The following is a 25,859-nucleotide window of genomic DNA, read 5'->3' on the forward strand; positions in this document are numbered from 1 at the left end:
TCCTGCATCGGGACACGGCCGAGACGTGACAGAGTGAGCCGATGAACCGATTCTGGAGACGCTGGTTGCCGATCGTCGTCGGGGCGGCCGGCACCCTCGCGATCGGCGGGATCTGCGCGGCGCTCGTCGCCATGGGGCTGGTGCGGCCGAACGCGATCCTGGCCGCCTCGTACGCGGTGCGCGGTGTCGACGTCTCCTCCTACCAGGGCGAGATCGACTGGGACGTGCTCGCGGCGCAGCCCATCGACTTCGCGATCATGAAGGCGACCGAGGGATCCGGCGATCAGGACGAACGGTTCGCCGCGAACTGGGCGGGCGCGCAACGAGCGGCCGACGAGACCGGCTTGCTGATCGGGGCGTACCACTTCCTGAGTTTCGACAGCCCTGCCGAGACGCAGGCGCAGAACATCTTCGACACCGTGCCGGTCACGGCGGGCGCTCTCCCGATCACCATCGACCTCGAGTGCTACGCCGATTACTGCCGGACGCCACCGAGTGCGGAGCGGGTCGCTGCCGTGCTCGATCCGCTCCTCACGGCACTCGAGGAGCACTACGGTCGGCCGCCGATCATCTACGCCACCATGCGGTACTACGACGCGTTCCTCGCGGGCTCGTACGAGCGGAACCCGATCTGGATCCGCTCGGTCGTCACGCCGCCGGTCCTGTCGGACGGGCGGGCGTGGGACCTCTGGCAGTACACCAGCCGGGAGCGGCTGCCCGGGTACGTCGGCAAGGAGGAGTTCATCGACGTGAACGTCTTCGACGGCTCCCTGCGCGACCTCCAGGCCCTCGTCGGCCCCTGATCCGCGGCCCCCGGAGGCGCGTCGGGTTACGGGGCGGGAGCGGGACCGGTGGTCGGCTCGGCGATGGGGAGGAACGTGTCCTCGCCGTCGACCTCCTGCTCGATGGAGTCCTCGGTGGTCTCGTGGTCCTCGGGGAGGTTGTCGTCGTTCGCTGCGTGCTTGCTCATACGACCACGATACGACGGGTGTCGCGCTGGGCAATGGGGTTGCGCGCCGCAGGCGTCCTCAGGATGCGAAGGCGAGTGAGCGGGACATGAGTTCTTCGGTCAGGACGTCGACGGCCTTCGGGCCGACGCCGTGGATGCGGAGCAGGGCGGCGGGCGAGACCCGCGTGAGCTGCTCGAAGCGGGTGAACCCGTGCGCGCCGAGCGCTTCGTGGGCGACCGAGCCGATGGTGGCCGGGAACTCGGATGCCTCGGCGGGCACGAGTTCGACGAACAGTGCGGCGATCCGCTCCTCGATGTCGTCGCGGATGCGGCGGACGGCCTCGATGCCTTGCCCGGCCGGATCCTCGAGTTCCCAGTCCTCGTAGCGCTTGCCGGGGAAGATCGGGCAGGCGTCGCCGCAGCCCATCGTGATGACCGCATCGGACGCCCGGACGGCGTCGGTCGTGAGGATGCGGGGCACGGCTGCGGTGATGTCGATGCCGTGTTCGGCCATCGCCTCCACCGCCACGGTGTTGATCCGGTCCTTCGGTTCGCTCCCGGCCGACAGCACCTCGACCCGGTCGCCGGCGAGGGCGTCGAGGAAGCCGGCTGCGATCTGGGAGCGACCGGCGTTGTGCACGCAGACGAAGAGGACGGTGGGGGCGGTGGTGGTCGTGCTGGTCATGGCGTCTCCTGGAGGTGGCGTGAGCCGAGCGCGGACGAATGGTCGAGCAGGTCCACGAGGGCAGCGTAGCTGGTGGCGGGGTCGGCGCCGCGGGTGAAGCCGCCGACGAGCTCGAGGGACACGAAGCCGTGGAGGGCGGCCCGGACGATGCGTCCGGCGTCCGTCATCGCCACGCTGTCGAGACCGCGCCCCGCGAGTGCTCGTTCGACGAGCATCACGAGCTCGCGGTCGGCCGGCTCGCCGGTGTCGGTGCGGACGTCCTCGATCGAGAACGCGAGGGCGTACCGACCGGGATAGGTGAGGGCGAAGCGGCGGTACCCGTCGGCCAGCGCGGTGAGTGCGGAGGGCCCGCTCAGGCCGTTCGTCGCGATGTCGAGTCCGCTGGCCAGTTGGGCGAGGGCGAGTTGGGCGACGGCAGCGCGGAGGTCCTCGGTGCTGCGGACGTGCTTGAGGAGGGCCGGTGCCGAGGTGTCGAGCTCGCGGGCCAGGGCGGCGAGCGTGAGGGCGTCGGCGCCGTGCGTGTCGGCGAACTCGGCGGCTCCGACGATCACCCGTTGGCGGGAGAGCTTCGTCCGGGAAACGGGTGCATCGGTCATCGGATCGAGCCTAACGGCACGCGGCCCTGATGCCGTGCGGCTTCAGACCGTCGGCGGTGTGGCTTCGTGGTGGGGCGCGCCGTGCGTGCGGCGGTCCTCCTTCATGGCGGCTTCCGCGAGGTGGCGTCGGCCGCCCGCCAGTTCGTTGCGGACCTCCGCCTCGAGCGTGCGGAACGGTTCCCAGTAGTTGCCGTCGTAGTCTTCGACGATCTGGAACGTCCAGCGTCCGTCGATGACGTTGCGTCCGACCAGCTCGGTGTCGATCCGGTTGGCGAGCGCGTCGTGTCCGGCTTCGCGCAGGGCGTCCGCGGCTTCGCCGAGCGCGAGGTCCGCTTTGCCGGTCAGGCGATGGAAGCCGTAGAGCATGCCGCGCGCCTGCTCGACCACTTCGAGCGCCTCGGTCACTTTGCCGACCGCTTCCACGGTCGCGTCGTCGACCCCTGCGGGGACTCGGTGGGCGTCGTCGGGGCCGTCGGTCGCGCGGTCGTCTGCAGAACTCATACGACCAGTCTGTCCGGATCGGCCCCGGATGTCTGGGGCTTGCGGACGGAGGTGCACGATGTGAGCCGGCGGATGTCCTCCCGCGCACCGAGCGAGAGCACCCCGCCTGCCCTTCGACAGGCTCAGGGATCGAAGGGATCCGGCCGTACCGTTCCCGGCCACGGAGCCGGCGCGACCGAGGTGCCCTTCGACAGGCTCAGGGATCGAAAGCGTGCGAGCACAGTCCACCCCGGTCACTGAGCTTGTCGAAGTGCCCACGAGGACGCCTCATCGTTCCGGGCACACTTTTCTCGGTCGCTGAGCGTGTCGAAGTGCCCACGGGGAACCCTTCGACACTTCGACAAGCTCAGTGCGGCGCAGCCCAGGGACCGGAAACGGTCAGAACGGTGCGGGGTCCGGTTCGGTCCGGTGGTGTTTGCCGTCGGGTGTCGTCCAGTCGAGGACCCCGCTGGGTCCGTGTTCGAGGTTCCACCCGGGCAGGTGCTTCATCCGGTGATGATGTCGACAGAGACAGGCGAGGTTACCGACATCCGTCGTTCCGCCGTCTTCCCATGCGACCGAGTGGTCGAGGTCGCAGGCCCGGGCTCGCCTGCCGCAGCCTGGTGCGCGACAGGTGCCGTCCCGCAGGCGGACCGCGCGTTGCAGGTCGGCCGGGACCCGGTATTGATTCCGCCCGACGGAGAGGACGGCGCCGGTTTCCGGCTGGACGAGGATCCGGGTGAAGCTGGGCGCGTTCACCGCGATGCGAGCCGCGGTCTCGGGGTCGATCGGGCCGTAGCCATCGAGGGTGGCCGGGGCGTCGCTGACGCCGGCCATGCTCAATGCCGGGACGGTGATCTGCACGGTGGGCTTGATGTGCTCCTGGACCTCGATCGGGTGCGGGAGCACCGGGCTCGACATCACGTCGTTCGGGGTCACGCCGGTGAGGGCGAGGGTTGCCAGGGCGTCCGCTTGCAGCTGGGCGCACGTGCGGGTGTCGCCGGCAGCGCGCGACTCCGCGGCGGCTGCTTCGACGCGCTCGATGATGCCCTGCGCGATCGGCGCCGTGGTGAAGAGGTGCACCCACGCCATGCCGTCGGCTGCGGGTTCGAACTCGACGCGGCGGTCAGCCTCGGAACGGACCGCTCGGGCGGTGATGGACTCGGGGTGGAGGCGCTCGCGGATGATGCGAGCGCGTTGCCGGAGGTACGAGACGGTCGCACCTTCGGCGACCGGCAGCACCTGCTCGAGGAACACCGCCCGCCCAGCAGCAGGGACGTCACAGAGCTGGTCGGTGATCACCTGCGCATGCCGCGCCGAGATCCGCCCCGCCTCCAGCGACGCCAGCACGACGGGTGCGTCGTTGACGAGACGTTCGGCGTCGTTCGTCGCAAGCTGGACGGTCCGCTCCGGCATCCGGGTCGCCATCGCGAGGGCCGCGCACGTTGACCGGCGTGAGAGCGCCTGACGCTCGGCCGGCGGGAAGATGGCCGGGACTGTGGCGTCCGCGAAGGCAGCCGCATAGGCGGCGGAATGGGCCAGGAGGCGCGCCTTCCGCGCGTCCAGGACGGCCTGCTGCCGGTGGATCTCAGCCCACTCGTCCGAGAACTCCGCGAGTTGCGCGGCGTATTCGTCGCCTGCGCGGGTCGCGGTTGGGGTGGTCTCGGTCATGAGACAAGTCCATCATGGACCACTGACATTCCAGATGCCGAGTCGTCTCGGATGTGGGAGTCTCCTCGTGTGCCCTTCGACAGGCTCAGGGACCGGAGGAGGCATGCCGGATTCGCGGGGTTCTCCCGGGCGCCCTTCGACAAGCTCAGGGGCCGGGGAAGGTTGCGCGGAGACCGGAGTGAGTGCGGGTGCACCTCTTCCGGTCACTGAGCTTGTCGAAGTGCCTACGAGTACCCTTCGACAGGCTCAGGGACCGGATGGGTGTCGCTGGTCTTGGATGCTTCTCCGTGCGCCCTTCGACAGGCTCAGGGAGCGGGGAAGGTTCAGGGATCGGACGGGTGAGACTCGTCTGCCCGGCCGGGCTAGTAGTTCAGGCAGCGATCCGGATCCTCGGTCTCCGGAGGATCACCCTGATACAGGGTGAAGAAGTTCTCGGCCGGGCCGGACAAGGATCCGCGGGCGTGGACGCACAGGCGCGCGAGACCGTCGTCGCTCCGCACGTCGGAGGTGATCCGGGACGTCTCGCATGCGCCGTCGCCGGGATGGAGGACGAGGTCTCGATTGGTCCCCTCGTTGTCCACCATCCAGGTCCCGGAGAAGTCGATCGGGTCGTCCGCGCGGGGGTCGTCGTCAAGACTGCACTGGACATCCGAGGGCCAGGCGGTGGCCTCGAAGGTCCCGTCGTCGGCGAGCTCGAGCCGGGTGTCCCCACCGCGCCAGGTGCCGACGGCCTCACCACGTGGCAGTCCGTACCGCGTGTCCGAGCAGGCGACGAGCGACGTGCCGAGCAGGACTGCGAGTACGGAGGCGGTCACCCAGTGTGATGGTTTCGATTCCACACTGCGAGTCTGTCCGCCGCGGGCCAGGAGTGGCAACTCCGGTGGTGGCGTGGGTGTTCGCGGGCATCCGGGCAAAAAAAGAACCCCCACCATGTAGAAGCTAGGTGGGGGTTCCGTGGCTCCGACGGGCGTCGATCCCGTGACCTCACGATTTTCAGTCGTGCGCTCTACCAACTGAGCTACAGAGCCGAGTACATCAGCTGCACGAACGGCGACGATGTCTCAAAAGCAGAAGCCCTCCCTTGCGAGAGGGCTTCCGACCTTTTGCGACCCTGACGGGACTTGAACCCGCGACCTCCGCCGTGACAGGGCGGCACGCTAACCAACTGCGCTACAGGGCCATACATGTTGAATTGCTGGTGATGCGAACCACGGTGATGCTGGTGTTACTCGGTGCTTCTCGCAGTCGCGCAGACTCACTATACCTGAATCCGAGCGGCTGTTTTTCCAGTAGTCGGTGGTGACCCCAACGGGATTCGAACCCGTGCTGCCGCCGTGAAAGGGCGGTGTCCTAGGCCGCTAAACGATAGGGCCGCGAAGCCCTGAAGCTTCATGACTACCGAGCGACAAGCATACGGATGAAACCCCCGAATCCAAAATCGGGTTCGCGGAGCAGCGATCGGCGCTCCATGCCGGATGTGACGACAGGCGCCGAATGACCACTCCACGGCCCCCGGCCGGGGTTAGCCTCTGGCGTGGACCACTCCCGGATGCCGCGGCCGACGGGAGTGTCCACAGCCGGTCCCGCCCCCCGTCGGGCTAGCGTGGACAGTGGTACCGATGTGACCGATGTGACTGCAGCGAACCGAGATGGGCCCCTACTTCATGAGCAAGAAGCTTGCCGGCGCTTGGCGCCGAAGCCGGACGGCCAACGCCGGATCGGCGTCCTCCGTGCGGTGGCGAGGACGCCTCACCGCCGCCATCGTCATGTCGCTCGCGATCGTCGGCTCCTTCGGTGTCGCCGGCCCGGCGTCGGCAGCCGACTACCCCTCGTGGGACGACGTCCAGGCCGCGAAGGGCAATGAGGCCGCCAAGGCCGCCGAGGTCACGAACATCAAGAACTTCATCGTCCAGTTGCAGGACGAGCTGCAGGTCGCCCAGGACGAGGCCGAGAAGCGCGGTACGGAGTTCCAGGCCGCTGAGGAGGCCTTCTTCGAGGCCGACGCCAGAGCCACCGCGATCCAGTCGCAGGCCGACGCCAAGACGGCCGAGGCCGACACCGCGACGAAGCAGGCCGGTCGGGTCGCCTCGCAGCTCTACCGCTCCGGCGGCGCCGACCTCAGCCTGAGCCTCTTCCTCGACGGCGAGAGCAAGGGCGCGACCGACCTCCTGTCGAAGCTCGGCAACATGAACCAGGTCGCCGAGCACAGCAACGGCGTCTACGAGCAGGCGGTCGCCGCGCGCAACACCGCGGCTGCGCTCGGTGAACAGGCCGGTGTCGCCCGCGACGAGCGCGAGTCGCTCCGGCAGGCGGCGCAGGCGGCCATGGAGGCCGCCCAGGCGGCGGCGTCCGCGGCGGCGGCGAAGCTCGAGAAGAACCAGGAGCTGATCGTCACGCTGAACGCGCAGCTGACCGCGTTGCAGGACACGACGGCGAAGACGGTTCAGGACTACGAAGCCGGAGTCGCTGCGGCAAAGGCGAAGGCCGCGGCCGAAGCCGCCGCACGGGGGCAGAGCGCCGACGGCGGTCAGCTCAGCAGCCAGGGCTGGGCGATCCCGGCCTCCGGCAGCATCTCGGGCACCTACGGCTACCGCGATCCGATCTCCACGGGCGGCGGCAGCTCAGGCAGCTTCCACCGCGGCACCGACATCGCGGGCGGCTGCGGCATCCCGATCTACGCGGCGACCTCCGGCACCGTGACCTACGCCGGTTGGTACGGCACGTACGGCAACTTCATCCTCATCGACCACGGCTCCGGCGTCTCGACCGGCTACGCGCACATCGTGAACGGCGGCATCCAGGTCGGTGTCGGCTACCAGGTCTCCGCCGGACAGGTCATCGCCTACGTCGGGACGACCGGCGCCTCCACCGGCTGCCACCTGCACTTCGAGGTCCGCATCAACGGCAGTGCGATCGACGCGCAGCCGTTCATGGCCGACCGCGGGGCGCCGCTCGGCTGACCGAGCGCAGCGACCCGCACGACGAAGCGGCCGGCACCCGAGGGTGCCGGCCGCTTCGTCGTGCGGTGTGCGGAGGTCCGCAGTGGGTCAGTGACCCTCCGCCTTGAGCTTGTCGAAGCCCGCGAGGATGATCTTCTCGGCCGCTGCGGCGTCGCCCCATCCGTCGATCCGCGCCCACTTGCCGGGCTCGGTGTCCTTGTAGTGGACGAAGAAGTGCTCGATCTCGTCGCGCGTCGCCTGCGGGATGTCGGTCAGGTCCTGGATGTGCGACCAGCGCGGGTCCTTGTACTGCACGGCGATGACCTTGTCGTCGCCGCCGCCGTCGTCCGTCATGTGCAGCACGCCGACGGGGCGGACCTTGATGCCGACGCCCGGGAAGGTCGGGAAGTCGAGCAGGACCAGGACGTCGACCGGGTCGCCGTCCTCGCCGAGGGTGTTCTCGAAGAAGCCGTAGTCGGCGGGGTAGACGAAGCTCGTGAACAGGACGCGGTCCAGGAAGACCCGACCGGTCTCGTGGTCGATCTCGTACTTGTTGCGGCTGCCCCGCGGGATCTCGATGACGGCGTCGTACTCGGCCATAAGCCTGCTCCTTGCGCGGTTGGATGACGTTGAGTCGGCGCGGTCGCCGACGAGGACCAACCATAACCGATGCGTCCCGGAGCGAACGGTGTGGGGAGGCGCTCGGCGCGGTGCAATAGCGTGGTCCGCGTGAACGACGTCCGACCCCCGCTCCACCCGTCCGTCGCCGCCCTCCGGAAGGCGGTGCGCGACGCGATCGCGGGCACGGCGCCCACGGCGTCGCGTGACGTCGCCGGTGCCGACCTGCTCGTCGCACTGAGCGGCGGTGCGGACTCGCTCGCGCTCGCCGCCGCGACCGCGTTCGAAGCCGGAAAGGTCGGTCTGCGGGCCGGCGCCGTGATCGTCGACCACGGACTGCAGCCGGGCTCGGCGGACGTCGCGGCGCGTGCCGCGGACCAGGCGCGTGCCCTCGGGCTCGACCCCGTCCTCGTCCGGGTCGTCGAGGTGGGCTCCGAGGGTGGACCGGAGGCCGCGGCACGGGCGGCCCGGTACACCGCACTCGACGCCGCGCGAGTCGAGGTCGGCGCGTCCCTGGTGCTGCTCGCGCACACCCTCGACGACCAGGCGGAGACCGTCCTCCTCGGCCTCGCTCGCGGGTCCGGAACCGGCAGCCTCCAGGGGATGGCGCCCGTCTCCGGTGCGCTCCTCCGACCCCTGCTCGGGATCCGGCGCTCCCAGACCCGCGAGGCGTGCGCTGCCGAAGGACTCGAACCGTGGCACGACCCGCACAACACCGACGACGCCTACGCGCGGGTCCGGGTCCGGGAACGGGTCCTGCCGGTGCTCGAGGCGGAGCTCGGGCCGGGGATCGCCGAGGCCCTCGCCCGCACCGCCGACGCCGCCCGGGAGGACGCGGAAGCGTTCGAGGAGATGATCGAGGAGACCATCGAGGAGCTCGTCGAGCACGCCGAGGCCGGGATCTCCGTCAGTGCCGGCGCACTCGCGGCCAACCCTGCAGCGCTCCGCCAGCGGATCATCCGGCACATCGTGCAGAGCGAGTTCGGCGTCTCGCTCACGCGGTCGCAGACGATCGAGGTCGCGCGGCTCGTCACCGATTGGGCGGGCCAGGGTCCGATCGATCTGCCCGGCCTGACGGCGTCCCGACACGCGGGACGCATCGTCTTCGCGGCCCGCTGACCGCCGGGCTCTCCGAGCAGGAGGCGCACGGGCTTCCGGGTCATCTCGCATACACTCGACGCATGGAGCAGAGCGACATTTCCGACGACCTCACGACCATCCTCGTCACCGAGCAGGAGATCCGCGACAAGCTCGCCGAACTCGCCCGGCAGATCGAGACCGACTACGCCGGGAAGGACGTCCTGCTCGTCGGCGTGCTGAAGGGTGCGGTCATGGTCATGGCCGACCTCGCGCGCGAACTCCGCATCCCGCTCTCGATGGACTGGATGGCCGTCAGCTCGTACGGCGCCGGCACGAAGTCGAGCGGTGTCGTCCAGATCCGCAAGGACCTCGACGCCGACCTCACGGGCCGCCACGTCCTGATCGTCGAGGACATCATCGACTCCGGCCTCACCCTCTCCTGGCTGCTCGAGAACTTCGCCTCGCGCGGAGCCGCGTCCATCGAGGTCTGCGCGCTCCTCCGCAAGCCCGAGGCCGCCAAGGTGCACGTCGAGTGCAAGTACGTCGGTTTCGACATCCCGAACGACTTCGTCGTCGGGTACGGTCTCGACTTCGACGAGAAGTACCGTAACCTCCGCGACGTCGGCGTCCTCGCCCCGCACGTCTACGCCTGAACCACTCCACCGACCTCACACCGCACCCCCGTTAAGCCCACGGCAAACACAGGGGAGGCATCCAGCGGCGAGGGGGTAGCCTGATTTCCGACGCGGCTCCGCCCGTCGACCCCTCCTGCAGAAAGGGAACGGGCCAGCCCCGGCCTCTCAACTTATGAACGTCAAGCGTCTCTTCAAGGGTCCCATCCCGTACCTCATCATCGCCGCCCTGGTCTTCTGGATCGGCATCAGCCTGATGAGCATGAACGGCTTCCGTGAGGTCTCCACGCAAGAGGGTCTCGCCTTCCTCGAGAAGGGTCAGGTCAAGGAGGCCGTCATCACCGACGGCGACCAGCGAGTCGACCTCACGCTGACGAAGGCGGACGACGAGTTCGGCAAGCAGGTGCAGTTCTACTACGTCGGCGCCCGTGCGGCCGACGTGGTCGAGGCCGTCGACGCCGCAGACCCGTCCGGTGGCTACAACGACAAGGTGCCCCAGCCGAGCTGGCTCCTGTCGATGCTCGGACTCCTCCTCCCGCTGCTCCTCATCGGTGTCTTCTTCTGGCTCATGCTCTCCGGCATGCAGGGCGGCGGCAACAAGGTCATGCAGTTCGGCAAGTCGAAGGCGAAGCTCGTCTCGAAGGAGTCGCCGAAGGTGACCTTCGACGACGTCGCCGGTGCCGACGAGGCGATCGAGGAGCTCGAGGAGATCAAGGACTTCCTCAAGGAGCCCGCGAAGTTCCAGGCCGTCGGTGCGCGCATCCCGAAGGGCGTCCTGCTGTACGGCCCTCCCGGAACGGGCAAGACGCTCCTCGCCCGCGCCGTCGCCGGTGAAGCCGGCGTGCCGTTCTACTCGATCTCCGGTTCCGACTTCGTCGAGATGTTCGTCGGTGTCGGTGCGAGCCGCGTCCGCGACCTCTTCCAGCAGGCCAAGGAGAACTCGCCCGCGATCATCTTCGTCGACGAGATCGACGCCGTCGGTCGCCACCGCGGTGCCGGCATGGGCGGCGGACACGACGAGCGCGAGCAGACCCTCAACCAGCTGCTCGTCGAGATGGACGGCTTCGACGTCAAGACGAACGTCATCCTGATCGCCGCGACCAACCGCCCCGACATCCTCGACCCCGCGCTCCTGCGCCCGGGTCGCTTCGACCGCCAGATCGGCGTCGACGCCCCCGACCTCGCAGGCCGAAAGAAGATCCTCGAGGTGCACGGCAAGGGCAAGCCGCTCGCCGCGAGCGTCGACCTCGAGGTCGTCGCCCGCAAGTCGCCCGGGTTCACCGGTGCCGACCTCGCCAACGTCCTCAACGAGGCCGCGCTGCTCACGGCGCGCTCCAACGCCCAGCTGATCGACAACCGCGCTCTCGACGAGGCCATCGACCGCGTCATCGCCGGCCCGCAGCGCCGCACGCGCGTCATGCGCGAGCAGGAGAAGCTCATCACCGCCTACCACGAGGGCGGGCACGCGCTCGCTGCGGCGGCGATGAACAACACCGACCCGGTCACGAAGGTCACGATCCTCCCGCGCGGCCGTGCCCTCGGCTACACGATGGTCCTGCCCCTCGAAGACAAGTACTCCGTCACGCGCAACGAGCTGCTCGACCAGCTCGCCTACGCGATGGGCGGCCGCGTCGCCGAGGAGCTCGTGTTCCACGACCCGACCACGGGTGCGTCGAACGACATCGAGAAGGCCACGGGCATCGCTCGCAAGATGGTCACCGAGTACGGCATGACCACCGATGTCGGTGCCGTCAAGCTCGGGCAGTCCTCGGGCGAGATGTTCCTCGGCCGCGACATGGGCCACCAGCGCGACTACTCGGAGGAGATCGCGCAGCGGGTCGACGCCCAGGTCCGCGAGCTCATCGAGGCCGCACACGACGAAGCCTGGCAGGTCATCACGACCAACCGGGCCGTGCTCGACCGCCTCGCCGCCGAGCTGATGGAGAAGGAGACCCTCGACCACAACCAGCTGGCCGAGATCTTCAAGGACGTCAAGAAGCTCCCGCCGCGCCCCGTCTGGCTGTCCAGCAAGAAGCGTCCCGTCGGGTCGGGTTCGGCCGTCGGTTCCGCATCGTTCACCGCACCCATCGACTCCGGTGCGGCAGACGGCGGCGTGAGCTCGGAGCCCGAGCCCGAGGCTCCCGTGAAGCCCAAGCGCACCCGCGCGACGAAGCCGCGACCGGCGACCGCCTAGCCCGCATGACCCACGGCGAGCACACCGCGGACGACGCGGTCGCAGCCGCGCAGGCCGAGCCCGATCAGGGCTCGGCCTCGCGGTCGTCCGTGGACCGCGAGCGGATCGCCGCAGCGGTCCTCGAGATCCTCGAGGCGATCGGCGAGGACCCCTCCCGCGACGGCCTCGCCGACACCCCGACGCGTGTCGCCGATGCGTACGCCGAGTTCTTCGGTGGCGTCGGTCAGGACGCCGGTGTGCACCTGGCGCGCCCCATCCCGATCGAGGAGGGCGCGACCAGCGACGTCGTGCTCGTCCGCGACATCGCCTTCCGTTCCGTCTGCGAGCACCACCTGCTCCCGTTCCTCGGCACGGCGCACATCGCCTACCTGCCCGACGAACTCGTCATCGGACTCGGTGCCCTGCCGAAGCTCGTCGACACACTCGCCTCGCGCCCGCAGGTCCAGGAGCGCCTCAGCGAGCAGATCGCCGACACCCTCGTCGAACGGCTCGCGCCCCGCGGCGTCCTCGTCGTGCTCCAGGCCGCACACGGCTGCGTCTCGATGCGCGGGTCACGCCAGCTGACGAGCACCACCGTCACCATCGCCAGCCGTGGAGCCCTGGCCGATCCGGCTGCACGGGCCGAGCTGATGGTCCTGATCGGCGCGTCCGCCGACCAGGCGGGGTGATCGCATGTTCCAGATCATGGGCGTCGTCAACGTCACCCCCGACTCGTTCAGCGACGGCGGCCGGTACCTGGACGTCGACGACGCCGTCGCCCACGGGCTCGAGCTCATCGCGGCCGGCGCGACCATCATCGATGTCGGCGGCGAATCGACCCGGCCCGGTGCCGCCCGGGTCGACACCCGCGAGGAGCAGCACCGGGTCGCACCCGTCATCGCCGCACTGGCCGCCGCTGGTGCGCGAGTGAGTATCGACACGATGAACGCGGAGACCGCCCGTGCCGCGGCCGATGCCGGTGCCTCGATCATCAACGACGTCTCCGGTGGCCTCGCCGACGATCGCATGCCGGGCGTCATGGCGGCGTCCGGTCTCGATTGCGTCATCAGCCATTGGCGCGGGCACTCGGCCGACATGGCGAGCCGCGCCACCTACACCGACGCGGCGGTCGACGTCGCTCGGGAACTCGACGACCGGGTGACGACCCTCCGCGGTCAGGGCGTCGACCCCGGCCGGATCGTCGTCGATCCCGGCCTGGGGTTCTCCAAGCACGCCGAGCACAACTGGCGCATCCTCGCCCGACTCGACCTGCTGCGCGAGCTCGGGTACCCGGTGCTGGTGGGTGCGTCCCGCAAGCGGTTCATCGGAGCGCTCCTCCCCGAGGACGCCCGGATGGAGGCGCGCGACCTGCCGAGCGCCGTGGTGAGCGTGCTGGCCGCGCAGGCCGGAGCCTGGGGTGTGCGCGTCCACGACGTCGCCGCAACCAGACTCGCTCTCGATACCCTCGATGCATGGCAAGGTGGAGCCGATGACTGATTCGATCACCCTCACGGGCCTGCGTGCGTTCGCGCACCACGGCGTCTTCGACTTCGAGCGCGAGGCCGGACAGGAGTTCGTCATCGACGTCACCGTGTCGCTCGACCTCCGCCCGGCCGCCGGCGGCGACGAGCTCGGCGCGACCATGCACTACGGCGAGCTCGCCGAGGCGGTCGTCGCGGCCGTGGAGCGCGACCCGGTCGACCTCATCGAGACCGTGGCCGAGCGCATCGCCGACGTGGTGCTCGCGAACGAGCGCGCGGAGGCGGTCCGGGTCACCGTGCACAAGCCGAGCGCCCCCATCACGGTGCCCTTCGCGGACGTGGCGGTGACGATCGAGCGCACCCAGGCCGACCGCACGCAGGCCGGGCGGGCCGTCTGATGGTCTCGCGCACACCGATCCACGACCCCGCCCGTCGGCCCGGACCACCGAAGCCGCGCGCCGTCTGGGCCGTCGTGGCCATCGGGGCCAACCTGGGGGACCGCCGCGGGACGATCGCACAGGCGGTGGACGACCTCGCCGCCGTCGACGGGGTGCTCGAGGTGCGGCCGTCGCCGCTCGTCTCGAGCGCGGCCGTCAAGTCGTCCGGTGTCGACGAGTCGGCTCCGGCCTACCTCAACGGTGTCGCTGCCGTCCGCACCCGCCTCCAGCCGCACGCGCTCCTCGACGAACTCCAGCGGATCGAACTCGCGCACGGCCGCGTCCGCGAGGAACGCTGGGGCGATCGGACGCTCGACCTCGACCTCGTCGCCTACGACGACGAGACGATCGACGACGAACGCCTCACGGTCCCGCACCCGCGAGCCGCCGAGCGCGGGTTCGTCGTCGTGCCCTGGCTGCTCCTCGACCCCGACGCGACGCTGCCCGGTGTCGGCCGCCTCGACACCCTCGCGGCCGCCAAGGACGGTTCCGTGGTCCCCGACGACGGCACGCACCCGTGACCCGCACCACCGCGACACCGCTCATCGTCCTCGCCGGGGTGGGCGTCGTCTTCGGCTTCCTCGTCGAGGTCGCGATGGTCTCCGGCGGACGCGCGTCGATCATCCCGCCCGTCACCCTCGCGGTCTCGCTCGTGGCGGTCGCGATCATCCTCATCGCCCTGTCCTGGCCGATCCGCCGCAGCACGACCGGTCGCGCCACCCGTCGGATCGATCCGTTCCGCGCCATGCGGGTCGCCGCGCTCGCGAAGGCCTCGAGCCATGCGGGCTCCCTGGTGGCCGGGGCGACCGTCGGGATCCTGCTCTTCGTCCTGACCCGCCCGATCCTGCCCGCGATAGGCTCGTTGTGGCTGGTGATCGCGTCCATCGTGGGATCCGTCGCACTCGTCGCCGCCGCCTTGGTGGCCGAGTGGTTCTGCACCGTTCCGAAGGATGATGATGACGACGCCGCACCCGGGGGAGCCCCGTCCCACACCTGATCAGCCCGCCGAGCGGCCGCTGATCGAGACGCCGCTGGAGGAGCTGTCGTCGCCGGAGACGGTCCAGGCCGACCCTGCGGAGCAGAGCGGCAAGCGGCTGGAACTGCCTGATGCCGAGTGGCGACGCGTGAGTCGCAAGCTCATCGCCGTCGAGTTCATCTCCGAGGGCGCCGGCCTCGTGCTCGTCACGGCGGCCGTGGTCTTCGTCGCGCTCGTCTGGGACTGGACCTGGATCTGGTGGCCGTTCGCCGCCTTCGCCGTGATCTCCCTGACCGCCGCGGCGTTCATCCCTCGTCGCATCCGATCGATCGGGTACCAACTGCGCGCGGACGATCTGTTGTTCCGCCGAGGGATCATGTGGCAGCGCTTCGTCGCCGTGCCGTACGGGCGCATGCAGCTCGTCGACATCAACCGCGGGCCCCTCTCGCGGGCGTTCGGCCTCGCCGACCTCAAGTTCGTGACCGCCTCCGCCTCGACCGGAGTGGTGATCAACGGGTTGCCGGAAGCCGAGGCTGAGGGGCTGCGCGACCATCTGGTCGCCGTGGCGGAGAGCCGGCGGACCGGACTGTGAGCGAGCACCAGGCGGCAGGACCGCCGGAGCGGTTCCAGGCTCCGGCCGCGGGTCCTCGGGTGAAGCCGACAGCCGAGGCGATCGTCCCACGGGTGGCCGGACAGATTCTCGTCGACGGGCAGTGGCACCGGCTGCACCCGGCGACGCCGTTGCTCCGAGGCGGGATCGCGTTCGTCGCCATCCTCGGCATCGTCATCGCGAACCTCCGCGAGCGGCTCATCGAGTTCTTCATCCCCGCCCCGGGGATGGAGCAGCCGACCGACCCGATCGACTACATCCTCAACCACGGCTTCGTCGGGTGGGTGCTCCTCGCGATCGCCGTCGGGCTCATCGTGGTCATCGCCGTGTTCTGGTTCTCATGGCGCATGCACACGTTCCGGGTGACCGACGAGGCGGTGGAGGTGCGCAGCGGGATCCTGTTCCGCACGAACCGCAAAGCCAAGCTCGACCGCATCCAGGGCGTCTCCATCGAGAAGCCGCTCCTCGCCAGGCTCATCGGGGCCTCCCGCATCAACGTGAGCGTCGCGGGCCAGGACGCGAACGTCAAACTCGAGTACCTGTACGGCGCCGACGCCGACGGCCTCCGCCGGGACGTCCTCACGCTCGCGAGCGGGGTGAAGCTCGCCGAACGCCGGCAGACCGCCGCAGCCGGCGACCCGGCCGACCCGACCCCGCCGCCGCAATCGGTACCCGACGGCGCCGGCGGGGTGTCCCGGTTCGTCACCGAGCGCGTCGACGACTTCATCTCGCCCGAACTCGACCCGGAGGAGGCGGTGCCGGACTCCGTCGTGCGATTGACGCTCGGACGCCTGGTCGGATCCACGCTGCTCAGCCCGTTCACCGTGATCGTCCTGATCTCGGTCGTGGCCGGCGTCGTGCTCCTCGTCAACGGGCTGGACTGGGCCTGGTTCTGGCTCGTCCCGATGGTGCTGAGTCTCGGGGCCTTCGTCTGGTCGAGCGTGACGAAGTCGCTGCGCTACAGCATCGCCGCGACGGCCTCGGGCGTCCGCATCGGCTTCGGGCTCTTCTCGACGACGAACGACACCGTCCCGCCCGGGCGGATCCACGCGATCGAGGTGTCACAGCCCATCATCTGGCGCCCGTTCGGCTGGTGGCGGGTCCGGATCAACAAGGCCGGCCTGTCACTGGAGCAGGCTGCCCGGGGTGCGACGAGCAACACGGTGTTGCCGGTCGGGTCGCTCGTGGACGCCGCCCAGGTCGTGGAGCTGATGCTCGCGGGCCGCATCGACGGCAGTGCCTGGGCACCCCTGCAGTCGGCTCTCGCCACGCGTGACGGCGTCGGTTTCGTGGGTTCGCCCCGCCGCTCGCGATGGATCAACTGGTTCTCCTGGCGTCGTACCGGCTACGCCCTGCGCGACGGGATGCTGCTGTTCCGGCAAGGGGTGGTCTGGCGCAAGCTCCACATCCTCCCGCTCGCACGCCTGCAGAGCATCCGGATCGACCAGGGGCCGCTCCTGCGCGCGCTCGACCTCGCCTCCGCGACCGCGCACACGGTCCCTGGCCCGGTGATCGCCAAGCTCCCGGCCATGGCCCGCGACGAGGCGGTGCGGATGTTCGACGCGGCGTCGGCGGCGATCGTGGTCGCGCAGTCGACCGACCGCAGCCACCGGTGGGCGAGCTTCGACCCCGAGCACCAGCCCGACGAGGCGCAGGCGACGGCGCCCTACCTCGATGAGCCGGTGGCGCAGTCCGGCACCGAACCGACGACGCGGGCGCACGCCGAGCCGTGGCAGGAGCAGCGCCCGGCACCGTCCGTGCCGTTCCCGACGACCGACCAGGACCGGAGGGCCACGTGAGCGCGGAACGACGGAGCGCCAGGCTCGGCGTCGGGATCATCGGGAGTGGTCGCGTCGGCCCGGTCATCGGAGCGGCGCTCGGGGGAGCCGGACATGCGATCGTCGGCATCACCGCGGTGTCGGAGGAGAGCCTCGAACGGGCGAACGCCCTGTTGCCGGATGTGCCGGTGCTCGATCCGACCGAGGTGGTCGAGCGGAGCGAACTCGTCGTCATCGCCGTACCCGATGCGCAACTCGCGTCGTTGGTCGAAGGGCTCGCGGCGGTCGGTGCGTGGCAGCCGGGTCAGCTCGTCGCGCACACCTCGGCTCGGTTCGGGACGGCGGTGCTCGCTCCGGCAGCGCGCGCCGGTGCCATCCCGTTGGCGTTGCACCCCGCGATGGTGTTCACCGGGACGAGCCTCGACCTCGCCCGGCTCCACGAGACGTCGTTCGCCGTGACCGCACCGGCCCCCGTCCAACCGATCGGGCAGGCGCTCGTGGTCGAGATGGGTGCGGAGCCCGTGATCATCGCCGAGGCCGATCGTGCGGCCTACGCCGAAGCGGTGGAGACGGCCGCGAGCTTCTCCCGCGCGGTCGTGCAGCAGTCGACGGCTCTGCTCCAGGACATCGGCGTGGAGAACGCCGGCGGCTTCCTGTCGTCGCTCGTGCGGTCGTCGGTCGACGAGGCGCTGCGCGGGGCGACCACGCCCGACGTCGACGAGCTGCTCTAGCCGGGTGGACGGACTGCCGCCCGCCCACCCGAGTCCGGGCAGGCGGGCGGGCCCGTGTCAGCGGCTGCGGCGGCGACGGATCAGCGCGTCGATCGCGAATCGGCCCGGGCCGGCGAGGGTGAGCGCGAGCGACGCGAGCGCGAGCAGCATGACGTACTCGAAGCCACCGTCTGCGGCGTAGAACCCCGCCGGCAGGTGCACGAGCACCATCGCCACGGCCATCGTCACCGCCAGCAGGGCGCCCACGATGCGCGTGCCGAGGCCGACGATGAGCAGCAGGCCACCGACCACCTCGAGCCCGGCGACGACGACCGCCGCGATCTCCGGTGCCGGGATGCCCATGCCTCCGAAGCCGGAGGCGACGCCTGGAATGGAGTCGACGAGGAACTTCTGGAGGCCGTGGGCGATGAAGACCACACCGAGGGCCAGGCGCAGGAGGAGGAGACCGGCGTCGATCCCCGCCTGTCCGCGCGGCGCGGCGGGGGAGGCCGGTACCGGTGGGACGGTGGTGGCTTCACGGTGGTCGGTGTGCTGGTGGTCGGAGAGCGTCGTCATGACGAGCCTTTCGAGTTCGTTTCCGGCGTCGGTGCCCCCGATCGGGACTCCTGTCCTTCGAGCCAAGCACGGCCCGGGTACCCGGCCATGTCCTCCGAATGGTTGTTCGCAGACCCTTGTCAGGGCGTCGATAGCCGGTTCATAGGAAACCGGCCGTGCGCGCGGCCCGCACGGTCCCCGGTAAACTCCAGTGACCGCACGAGGAGAATCCCACCGCATGACTGACACGACGCCAGAGCCGATCGACGACGCAGCAGAGCAGGCAGAGCTCTCCGAGCAGAAGGCCGTCCGGCTCGCGAAGCGCCAGCGCCTCATCGACGAGGCGACGTCGGGTGCCGGTGGCGCCTACCCCGTCACCCTCCCCATCACCGACACGATCCCGGCGGTGCGCGCCCGCTTCGGTGAGCTCCAGCCCGACGAGGCGACGGGCGTCACGGTCGGCGTCGCAGGCCGCGTCGTGCACCTGCGCAACACCGGCAAGCTCTGCTTCGCCAGCCTGCAGTCGGGCGACGGCAGCCGCATCCAGGCGATGGTGAGCCTCGCCAGCGTCGGCGACGAACAGCTCGCCGCTTGGAAGGAACTCGTCGACCTCGGCGACCACGTCTTCGTCTCCGGCGAGGTCATCTCCAGCCGCCGCGGCGAACTGTCGATCATGGTGGCCGAGTGGACCATCGCGGCGAAGGCGATTCTGCCCCTGCCGAACCTCCACAACGAGCTGAACGAGGAGACGCGGGTCCGGAGCCGGTACCTCGACCTCATCGCCCGCGACCAGGCGCGCAAGAACGTGCTCGACCGGGCCAAGACGGTGGCCAGCCTCCGCCAGACCTTCACCGAGCGCGACTTCGTGGAGGTCGAGACGCCGATGCTCCAGGTCATGCACGGTGGAGCCTCGGCCCGCCCCTTCGTCACCCACTCGAACGCGTTCGACACCGAGCTCTACCTGCGCATCGCGCCCGAGCTGTACCTGAAGCGCGCCGTCGTCGGCGGCATCGACCACGTCTACGAGATCAACCGCAACTTCCGCAACGAGGGCGCCGACTCCACGCACAGCCCCGAGTTCGCCATGCTCGAGGCGTACGAGGCCTACGGCGACTACGGCACCATGGCCGACCTCACGCAGACCCTCATTCAGAACGCCGCGCTCGCGACGAGCGGGAGCCACGTCGTCACCTGGGCCGACGGCACGGAGTTCGACCTCGGTGGCGAGTGGGACCGCATCTCGATGTTCGAGAGCCTCTCCGCCGCCGCTGGTGTCGAGATCACGCCGCAGACGCCGATCGAGGAACTCAAGGCGCTCGCCGAGCGTGAGGGCGTCGAGGTCCCGCACCCCATCCACGGCAAGTACGTCGAGGAGCTGTGGGAGCACTTCGTCAAGGGGGGCCTCGAGCGCCCGACCTTCGTCATGGACTTCCCGGTCGACACGAGCCCGCTCGTGCGTGCCCACCGCTCCATCGAGGGCGCGGTCGAGAAGTGGGACCTCTACGTCCGCGGCTTCGAGCTCGCCACCGGCTACTCCGAGCTCGTCGACCCGGTCGTGCAGCGCGAACGCTTCATCGAGCAGGCGAAGCTCGCCGCGCAGGGCGACGTCGAGGCCATGCGTCTCGACGAGGAGTTCCTGCGTGCGCTCGAGTTCGGGATGCCGCCGTCCGGAGGCATGGGGATGGGCATCGACCGACTCCTCATGGCGCTGACCGGTCTCGGTATCCGCGAGACGATCCTCTTCCCCCTGGTCAAGTAGCGGCCACCCGGCAGCACGACCACCGACAGTCAGGCGCGACGATGAGCATGATGGACCCCGGCGACCACCAGGACCCGAAGAAACAGGGGCCGACGACGGCGCGCATCACCATCTGGATCGTGGTCGGCGGGATCGGCCTGTACCTCGTCGTCAGCGGCTTGTGGGGTGCCCTCGCCGGAGGCTCCTGAGTTGGCTGCGCGCCCGTTCGGGATAGCGCCACCACGTCGTTGAGCGAACCCTCCGGTCCCTGAGCGAACCCTCCGGTCCCTGAGCCTGTCGAAGGGCGGTACGATTGACGAGTGATCGAAGACTACTGGCTCAATGCGCTCTGGTCGCTGCTGCCCACCGTGGTCGTCGGCATCATCTTCTGGGTCGTCATGCGCGCCATCCTGCGGTCCGACCGCAACGAGCGCAAGGCGTACGCGCAGGTCGAGGCGGAGCAGCGCGCGAAGCTCGGTCTCCCGCCGGTCGAGCCCTCCGCCCCTCGCGAGGTCTGACCCGCCCGTATCACGTGGCGATGTCGCCCCACAGCTGTCCGGCATGGTCAGTAGGCTGGAGCCTCGGCAGCTGAGCGGATGGGCGACATGACGATCGAGTTCTCCTGGAACTGGCTGGGCATCACGGCCCTCGTCCTGGACTTCATCATCCGTGTCATCGCGGTGATCGTCGTCCCGCGCAACCGGCGCCCGACCGCGGGGATGGCCTGGCTGCTCGCGATCTTCCTCATCCCGTACATCGGTGTCCTCGCCTTCCTCCTCATCGGCAACCCGAAACTCCCACGGGTGCGCCGGCGGAAGCAGTACGACATCAACGTCTACATCCGCCAGACGACCCGCGACCTCGTCAAGGCGAACCTGACGTCGAACGCCCCGGCCTGGTTCCGGTCGGTCGTGACGCTCAATCGCAACCTCGGGTCGATGCCGCTGCAGGGCGGGAACACCGCGAGTCTCATCGGTGACTACGAGGCCTCGCTCCATGCCATGGCCGACGAGGTCGACCGTGCCGAGCAGTTCGTGCACGTCGAGTTCTACATCCTGACCTGCGACCGCACCACGAAGCCGTTCTTCGACGCGCTCGAGCGCGCGGTGGCCCGCGGCGTCACGGTCCGGGTGCTGCTCGACCACTTCGCGAGCTGGCGGACCCCCGACTACAAGCACACGCTGAAACGCCTCACCGCGATGGGTGCCCAGTGGGCGCTCATGCTGCCGCTCCAACCGTTCAAGGGCAAGTTCCAACGTCCCGACCTCCGGAACCACCGCAAGATGGTGATCGTCGACGGCGCGGTCGCGTTCATGGGCTCGCAGAACATGATCGACCGGAGCTACAACAAGCCGGGCAACATCAAGCGGGGTCTCCAGTGGCAGGAGCTCATGACGCGGGTGGAGGGCCCCGGGGTCGCGGGGATCAACACGATCTTCCTGAGCGATTGGTACAGCGAGACGGGCGACGTCCTGTCTCATGAGGTCGGTCTGCTCGAGGCCCGACCGGTGGGCGACCTCGAGCTGCAGGTCGTGCCGAGCGGGCCGGGGTTCGACGGCGACAACAACCTCAAGCTGTTCCTCACGCTCATCTACGCGGCGCAGCGGCGCATCGTCATCACGAGTCCGTACTTCGTGCCCGACGAGTCGTTGCTCGCAGCGGTCACGACGGCGGTCCAGCGTGGTGTGCCGGTCGACCTGTTCGTCTCGGAGATCGGCGACCAGGCGATGGTCTGGCACGCGCAGCGCTCCTACTACGAGGCGCTCCTGCGAGCCGGCGTGCGGATCTTCCAGTACCCGGCGCCGTACATCCTCCACGCGAAGCACTTCACGATCGACGACGACGTCGCCGTGATCGGGTCGAGCAACATGGACATGCGTTCCTTCGGTCTCAACCTGGAGGTCTCGCTCATGGTCCGCGGGCGCGAGTTCGTTCAGGAGATGCGCGGCGTCGAGGACGGGTACCGGGAGATCAGCAAGGAACTGACGCTCGCGGAATGGTTGAAGCAGCCCCTCCGGTCGACGGTGCTCGACAACCTCGCCAGATTGACGTCCGCGCTGCAGTAACTGATATGTGTTGTTTTCAACAGATATATCTGTCTGATATTCTCGCAGGGTTCACCCCCTCGAGAAAGCGACTCCATGTCACTTCTGTTCTCCCCGCCACGCGCACTCGCGGCCTGCACCGCCGTTGCGGCAGCAGCGGTGATCGGCTTCGGCGCGATCGTGCCTGCGTCGGCCGCGACCGATCCGCCGACGACCGACGACACCTCGTCGGCGTCTCCCGAGGCGCCGACGGCGCCCGACCAGGCGCCCGCAGCTCCGACGGCGGTGACGCCTGACGCCGGTCCACTGACGCTGTTGACCAAGCTGCAGCGCACGGTCACGGGTACGGCTCCCTTCGACGACGATGCAGGGCCCGGTCGCGACATCAGCGGCGAGGATCTCATCGTCCGCTCGCACGACACGGTGTCCTATCGCATCGAGGTCCAGGTGAACGGCACGGCCCAGGACGGTGTCGTGACGATCCGTCAGGAGCTCCCCGGCGGCATGACGTGGCCTGCCGTCGGGTCCCTACCCGGCTACTGCGGCGACGGTTCGGTCGTGAGCGATGATGCGCGCACCGTCGACTGCGTCGTGCACGACGTCGCGCCGAACTCTGTGTCGACCTACGACCTGATCGCCTCCGCCAGCACGGCACGGCCCGACGGAACCGTCCTGCCGGCTCCGGCGGACGCCATCCAGGTGTCGGCCGCCGACGCGACGAGTGGGCGGGCCGCGTCTTCGACGGTGACGCCGGACGACCTCGTCATGAGTACGGGTCCCCGCCTCAATCTCGGCGTCAAGCGGCACACCACCGACCAGGTCGCGGTCAACGCGGAGGGGGTCAGGGGGTACCGCGTGTACTTCGACACGTTCCTCGACCTCGCCGACTACAACGCAGCGGGCGGACTCGGCGCACGGGGCCAGTCGGCCATCGTCGGCGACGTGACGTTCGACATCGACCTGTCCGACTTCAGCGACCACGCCGAAGCCGTCGATCTGGCCGGGCAGCGGTGCGCGCTGAACCCCTACGACGGCAGTGCGTTCCCCTGGAGCGCCGGCGGTGCGGAGAACAGCGTCACCGACTCGGGCACCTGGACGTGCACGCCCGATGCGGCGAATCCCCAGCTGATCCACGTGGTCGTCTCGGGTGCCGACCTCAGCGCGGATCACATCCCGACGAAGACCGCGGCCGGTGCCAACATCACCACTCGGGGCTACGTCGCGATCGGCAAGTTCGCGGTCTTCGTGCCGCACACCGACGTCCCGTCCGACGGGAGTATCGACTCGCTCGTCACCCTGCGCGACCTCGTGGCGTTCGGTGAGAACGCAGCCGGTGAGCCCATCGCGAACCGTGCGGAGCCGCTGACCGACAACACCGTGACGACGCGCCTCACCCGACGCGTGGGTGCGGGCCACAGCACGCGGTATCTCGACAGTGCGTCCAACCTCACCAAGGTCCCCGGCCAGAGCACGGTCGGTTCCGGAGACGGCCCGGTGACCAGCGGGCAGACCTTCGTCGCACACACGGCCGTCATCAACTCCTCGGTCGAGGCGCCGATGACGGGCGCGATCGTGTGCCAGGTCTTCGACCCCAAGACCCAGTTCGTCGCGACCGCGGGTGCCAGCGCTCCTCCGGTCACCGTCCGGGCGAGCGGGGCTGCCGACGGGTTCAACCCGAGTCAGGTCATCGTCGAGTACGGCACGACGCCGGTCGTCGACGCCACCGCCGACGACGAGACCCGCTGGAGCGGCCTCGACGCCGCGACCTGCGACGATTCAGACGACACCTGGACCGCGAACTGGCAGTCGCTCGATCTCGAGGACGTCACGCGGGTGCGCTACCGTCCCGTCGGCGGCGAGTTGTCTGCGGGAGCGCAGTTCAACGGGTCGCTCACGCTGCAGCTCCGCGATGGTCTGCCGGTCGGCGAGGCCACCATGGAGACCTACTCCGTGAAGTCGACCTCGATGTACAGCGACGACGCCGATGCGCCGACCCATTGGATCGAGGACGCCTGGTACCACGGGAAGTACAATCCGGTGCAGTCGACGAACAAGGACTTCCCCCGTGGAGACCGCCTCCTCGTCTCGGAGGGGTCCGTCGCCATCGCCAAGCGCGCGATCGCGCCCGCCGTCGATGCGGGATCGCCGGCGCACGTCGCCTCAGGAGAGCGCGTGCAGTTCGAACTGACCCCGCAGATCGCCAGCAAGTCCGGTCTCGCCGACGCCGCGCGCGACGTCGTCGTGGTCGACCGACTCCCGAAGGGGCTCGCCTTCGACCCTGCAGACGTCTCGTCCGCTCCGGACTCGGTGGTGACCGCGGAGGACGGCACGACCGAGCTCACCTGGTCGTTCGAGCGGATCGACCGCGGGAGCGAGCCCGTCATCACCTACTGGGCCAAGACCGACTCGACGATCGTCGGCGACCTCGTCAACCAGGTCATCGTCTCGAGCTCCGACGATCCGTCGTCCCTCGAGGAGATCCCGGCCTCCCCGACGATCTCCGACGCGCACTACTCTCGTCAGACGGTCTCGCTCAGTGCTCCCGGCGGGCTGCGCATCGAGAAGTCGGTGGCACAGCAGGTGGTCGAGTCCGGCGACGACCTCGATTACACGGTCGCGTTCGCGAACATGAACGCCGACACCCCGCAGCAGGGCGCCTCGTCGATCGACGTGCTGCCCTACGCCGGTGATGCACGCTCGTCGTCCGTCGAGGGCGTGCTGGCAGCAGCGGTCGAGGCACCGTCCGGCGTCACGGTCCGGTACACGGACGCCGATCCGGCGGCCGTCGCCGCGGCATCCGTCGTCGACGGCAGTGCCGGATACGGTGAGCTCCCGGCCGGTTCGGCCTGGTGCACCGCGTCCGAGCTCGGCGCCGAGGGTTGTGCCACGTCCTTCGCCGACGTCACCGCGATCCGGATGGACGTCGATTCGCTCGCGGCCCTGGAGCGCGTCGAGGTCCGGTACACCCTCGTCTCACAGGGTGCGCCGAGCGGTGCCACCTTCTCGAACGACGCGACCGTCCGCTCGGCGACCCAGACCCTGGGGGCCCGGTCGCCGCTCGTGAGCACCCGCGTGGTGTCCTCGTCGATCGGTCAGCGTCTGTGGTGGGACACGAACGAGGACGGTCTCGACAACGACGGCCCGGAGGGGGCGCCCGGTGAGGGCGTCGCCGACGTGCCCATGCACCTGTCCGGAGTCGACAAGTTCGGTGAAGTCGTCGAGGCCGAGACGGTGACCGACTCGACCGGCTCATACCGGTTCTCGGGTCTGGTGTCCGGTGAATACGCGATCGTCGTGGACGTCCCGGTGAACGCGGGTGTGACCACCTTCCGCGTCGGCGACGACGACCTGCTGAACTCCGCCGTGGACACCGCTGCGGGCGTGATGGAGGACATCACGATCATCGATCCCTCACCCACCGGTGCGGACGGTGAGGACCTGACCTGGAACGGTGGGCTGGTCGTCGGAGCCGAGCCCCCGGTTGCGCCCGTGGATCCGCCCGGCATTCCGAAGGTCGACGAAGCTGCTGCGAAAGCAAACCGCGGCGGCCTTGCCGACACCGGCACGGCCTGGGTGTTCGCGGGGTCCGTGACGGCCGCGCTGCTCCTGGCGATCGGAGCCGGTCTCGTCCTCGCCCGCCGTCGTCGGATGGAGCCTGAGACGACGGCCGAGTGATCCCATCGAAGGGGGTCGACCGCATCGCGGT

At 69.5% G+C, this 25,859-nt stretch carries 25 protein-coding genes, 3 tRNA genes and 1 pseudogene; 18 read left to right on the plus strand and 11 right to left on the minus strand.

Features of this window, described 5'->3' with window-relative positions; genetic code table 11:
* Positions 1-41 precede the first annotated feature (41 nt).
* Positions 42-803, plus strand: coding sequence for a GH25 family lysozyme (locus EAO79_RS08625; RefSeq protein WP_124768731.1), 762 nt, complete (start codon positions 42-44; stop codon positions 801-803).
* Positions 804-829: 26 nt separating this feature from the next.
* Here EAO79_RS08625 and EAO79_RS19065 read toward each other — a convergent pair whose 3' ends face one another.
* From EAO79_RS19065 to EAO79_RS08665, 9 genes and pseudogenes are all read right to left on the minus strand, one after another.
* Positions 830-970: a hypothetical protein gene (locus EAO79_RS19065; RefSeq protein ID WP_159877829.1), complete on the minus strand. Its 141-nt coding sequence runs from the start codon at positions 968-970 to the stop codon at positions 830-832.
* 253 nt (positions 971-1,223) lie between these two features.
* Positions 1,224-1,634 (minus strand): annotated as a pseudogene (locus EAO79_RS08630) (arsenate reductase ArsC); the annotation flags it as partial.
* Positions 1,631-2,230 carry a TetR-like C-terminal domain-containing protein gene (locus EAO79_RS08635; protein WP_124768733.1) on the minus strand — a complete coding sequence of 200 codons (600 nt, stop codon included), beginning with the start codon at positions 2,228-2,230 and terminating at the stop codon, positions 1,631-1,633. The gene EAO79_RS08635 and the pseudogene EAO79_RS08630, both read right to left, overlap by 4 nt.
* Positions 2,231-2,272: 42 nt before the next feature.
* A complete protein-coding gene (locus EAO79_RS08640; RefSeq protein ID WP_124768734.1) occupies positions 2,273-2,731 on the minus strand; it encodes a hypothetical protein in 459 nt (152 codons plus the stop codon).
* Positions 2,732-3,109: 378 nt separating this feature from the next.
* Positions 3,110-4,381 carry an HNH endonuclease signature motif containing protein gene (locus tag EAO79_RS08645; RefSeq protein WP_124768735.1) on the minus strand — a complete coding sequence of 424 codons (1,272 nt, stop codon included), beginning with the start codon at positions 4,379-4,381 and terminating at the stop codon, positions 3,110-3,112.
* A 362-nt stretch (positions 4,382-4,743) separates the two neighbouring features.
* Positions 4,744-5,196, minus strand: coding sequence for a hypothetical protein (locus EAO79_RS08650; protein ID WP_124768736.1), 453 nt, complete (start codon positions 5,194-5,196; stop codon positions 4,744-4,746).
* A 140-nt stretch (positions 5,197-5,336) separates the two neighbouring features.
* A tRNA-Phe gene (locus tag EAO79_RS08655) sits at positions 5,337-5,409 on the minus strand.
* Between the two features lie 78 nt (positions 5,410-5,487).
* Positions 5,488-5,561 (minus strand) — tRNA-Asp (locus EAO79_RS08660).
* 117 nt (positions 5,562-5,678) lie between these two features.
* Positions 5,679-5,754: transfer RNA gene (locus tag EAO79_RS08665), tRNA-Glu, on the minus strand.
* A gap of 291 nt (positions 5,755-6,045) precedes the next feature.
* On the opposite strand from EAO79_RS08665, the gene EAO79_RS08670 reads away from it, so the two are divergent.
* Complete coding sequence (locus EAO79_RS08670; protein ID WP_241161024.1) at positions 6,046-7,341, plus strand: M23 family metallopeptidase; 1,296 nt, start codon at positions 6,046-6,048, stop codon at positions 7,339-7,341.
* 87 nt (positions 7,342-7,428) lie between these two features.
* Here the strand turns inward: EAO79_RS08670 and EAO79_RS08675 are convergent, their stop codons facing one another.
* Positions 7,429-7,920 (minus strand): inorganic diphosphatase, encoded by a 492-nt coding sequence (locus EAO79_RS08675; RefSeq protein WP_079705152.1) that lies wholly within the window; start codon positions 7,918-7,920, stop codon positions 7,429-7,431.
* Between the two features lie 129 nt (positions 7,921-8,049).
* Between EAO79_RS08675 and tilS the strand changes: the two genes are divergently transcribed.
* The 11 genes from tilS to EAO79_RS08730 all read left to right on the plus strand — a co-directional run bounded on the left by tilS (position 8,050) and on the right by EAO79_RS08730 (position 17,836).
* The gene (gene tilS / locus EAO79_RS08680) at positions 8,050-9,057 is read left to right on the plus strand and encodes a tRNA lysidine(34) synthetase TilS (protein ID WP_241161025.1); all 1,008 of its coding nucleotides are present in this window, start codon (positions 8,050-8,052) and stop codon (positions 9,055-9,057) included.
* A gap of 62 nt (positions 9,058-9,119) precedes the next feature.
* Positions 9,120-9,671, plus strand: a complete 552-nt coding sequence (gene hpt, locus EAO79_RS08685; protein WP_064294334.1) for a hypoxanthine phosphoribosyltransferase — start codon at positions 9,120-9,122, stop codon at positions 9,669-9,671.
* Positions 9,672-9,825: 154 nt separating this feature from the next.
* A complete protein-coding gene (ftsH, locus tag EAO79_RS08690; protein WP_079705154.1) occupies positions 9,826-11,844 on the plus strand; it encodes an ATP-dependent zinc metalloprotease FtsH in 2,019 nt (672 codons plus the stop codon).
* A gap of 5 nt (positions 11,845-11,849) precedes the next feature.
* Positions 11,850-12,512 (plus strand): GTP cyclohydrolase I FolE, encoded by a 663-nt coding sequence (gene folE / locus EAO79_RS08695; protein ID WP_079705155.1) that lies wholly within the window; start codon positions 11,850-11,852, stop codon positions 12,510-12,512.
* 4 nt (positions 12,513-12,516) lie between these two features.
* Positions 12,517-13,320: a dihydropteroate synthase gene (gene folP, locus EAO79_RS08700; protein WP_124768738.1), complete on the plus strand. Its 804-nt coding sequence runs from the start codon at positions 12,517-12,519 to the stop codon at positions 13,318-13,320.
* Positions 13,313-13,702, plus strand: coding sequence for a dihydroneopterin aldolase (folB, locus tag EAO79_RS08705; protein WP_079705157.1), 390 nt, complete (start codon positions 13,313-13,315; stop codon positions 13,700-13,702). Before folP ends, folB begins: the two co-directional genes overlap by 8 nt.
* Entirely contained in the window at positions 13,702-14,262 is a 561-nt protein-coding gene (folK, locus tag EAO79_RS08710) for a 2-amino-4-hydroxy-6-hydroxymethyldihydropteridine diphosphokinase (RefSeq protein ID WP_124768739.1), read from the plus strand. Before folB ends, folK begins: the two co-directional genes overlap by 1 nt.
* Positions 14,259-14,738: a DUF3180 domain-containing protein gene (locus EAO79_RS08715; protein WP_079705159.1), complete on the plus strand. Its 480-nt coding sequence runs from the start codon at positions 14,259-14,261 to the stop codon at positions 14,736-14,738. Before folK ends, EAO79_RS08715 begins: the two co-directional genes overlap by 4 nt.
* On the plus strand, positions 14,695-15,309 hold the full coding sequence (locus EAO79_RS08720; protein WP_371413684.1) for a PH domain-containing protein: 615 nt from the start codon (positions 14,695-14,697) through the stop codon (positions 15,307-15,309). Before EAO79_RS08715 ends, EAO79_RS08720 begins: the two co-directional genes overlap by 44 nt.
* Positions 15,306-17,126 (plus strand): PH domain-containing protein, encoded by a 1,821-nt coding sequence (locus tag EAO79_RS08725; protein WP_124768741.1) that lies wholly within the window; start codon positions 15,306-15,308, stop codon positions 17,124-17,126. Before EAO79_RS08720 ends, EAO79_RS08725 begins: the two co-directional genes overlap by 4 nt.
* A complete protein-coding gene (locus tag EAO79_RS08730) occupies positions 17,123-17,836 on the plus strand; it encodes a Rossmann-like and DUF2520 domain-containing protein (protein WP_124768742.1) in 714 nt (237 codons plus the stop codon). The genes EAO79_RS08725 and EAO79_RS08730 overlap by 4 nt, the downstream gene beginning before the upstream one ends.
* Positions 17,837-17,893: 57 nt before the next feature.
* Here the strand turns inward: EAO79_RS08730 and EAO79_RS08735 are convergent, their stop codons facing one another.
* Positions 17,894-18,391: a DoxX family protein gene (locus EAO79_RS08735; protein ID WP_124768743.1), complete on the minus strand. Its 498-nt coding sequence runs from the start codon at positions 18,389-18,391 to the stop codon at positions 17,894-17,896.
* 217 nt (positions 18,392-18,608) lie between these two features.
* Here EAO79_RS08735 and lysS point away from each other — a divergent pair, with 217 nt between their 5' ends.
* The 5 genes from lysS (at position 18,609) to EAO79_RS08755 (ending at position 25,828) form a co-directional block, all read left to right on the plus strand.
* Complete coding sequence (lysS, locus tag EAO79_RS08740) at positions 18,609-20,129, plus strand: lysine--tRNA ligase (protein WP_086474544.1); 1,521 nt, start codon at positions 18,609-18,611, stop codon at positions 20,127-20,129.
* Between the two features lie 41 nt (positions 20,130-20,170).
* Positions 20,171-20,317: a hypothetical protein gene (locus EAO79_RS19070; RefSeq protein WP_153303387.1), complete on the plus strand. Its 147-nt coding sequence runs from the start codon at positions 20,171-20,173 to the stop codon at positions 20,315-20,317.
* A gap of 111 nt (positions 20,318-20,428) precedes the next feature.
* Positions 20,429-20,626, plus strand: coding sequence for a hypothetical protein (locus EAO79_RS08745; RefSeq protein WP_194718988.1), 198 nt, complete (start codon positions 20,429-20,431; stop codon positions 20,624-20,626).
* Positions 20,627-20,704: 78 nt separating this feature from the next.
* The gene (gene cls, locus EAO79_RS08750) at positions 20,705-22,174 is read left to right on the plus strand and encodes a cardiolipin synthase (RefSeq protein ID WP_124768744.1); all 1,470 of its coding nucleotides are present in this window, start codon (positions 20,705-20,707) and stop codon (positions 22,172-22,174) included.
* Positions 22,175-22,249: 75 nt separating this feature from the next.
* The gene (locus EAO79_RS08755) at positions 22,250-25,828 is read left to right on the plus strand and encodes an SdrD B-like domain-containing protein (RefSeq protein ID WP_124768745.1); all 3,579 of its coding nucleotides are present in this window, start codon (positions 22,250-22,252) and stop codon (positions 25,826-25,828) included.
* The last annotated feature ends 31 nt before the right edge of the window (positions 25,829-25,859 follow it).

Source organism: Plantibacter sp. PA-3-X8 (genome assembly GCF_003856975.1).
Taxonomy (GTDB): Bacteria; Actinomycetota; Actinomycetes; order Actinomycetales; family Microbacteriaceae; genus Plantibacter; species Plantibacter auratus.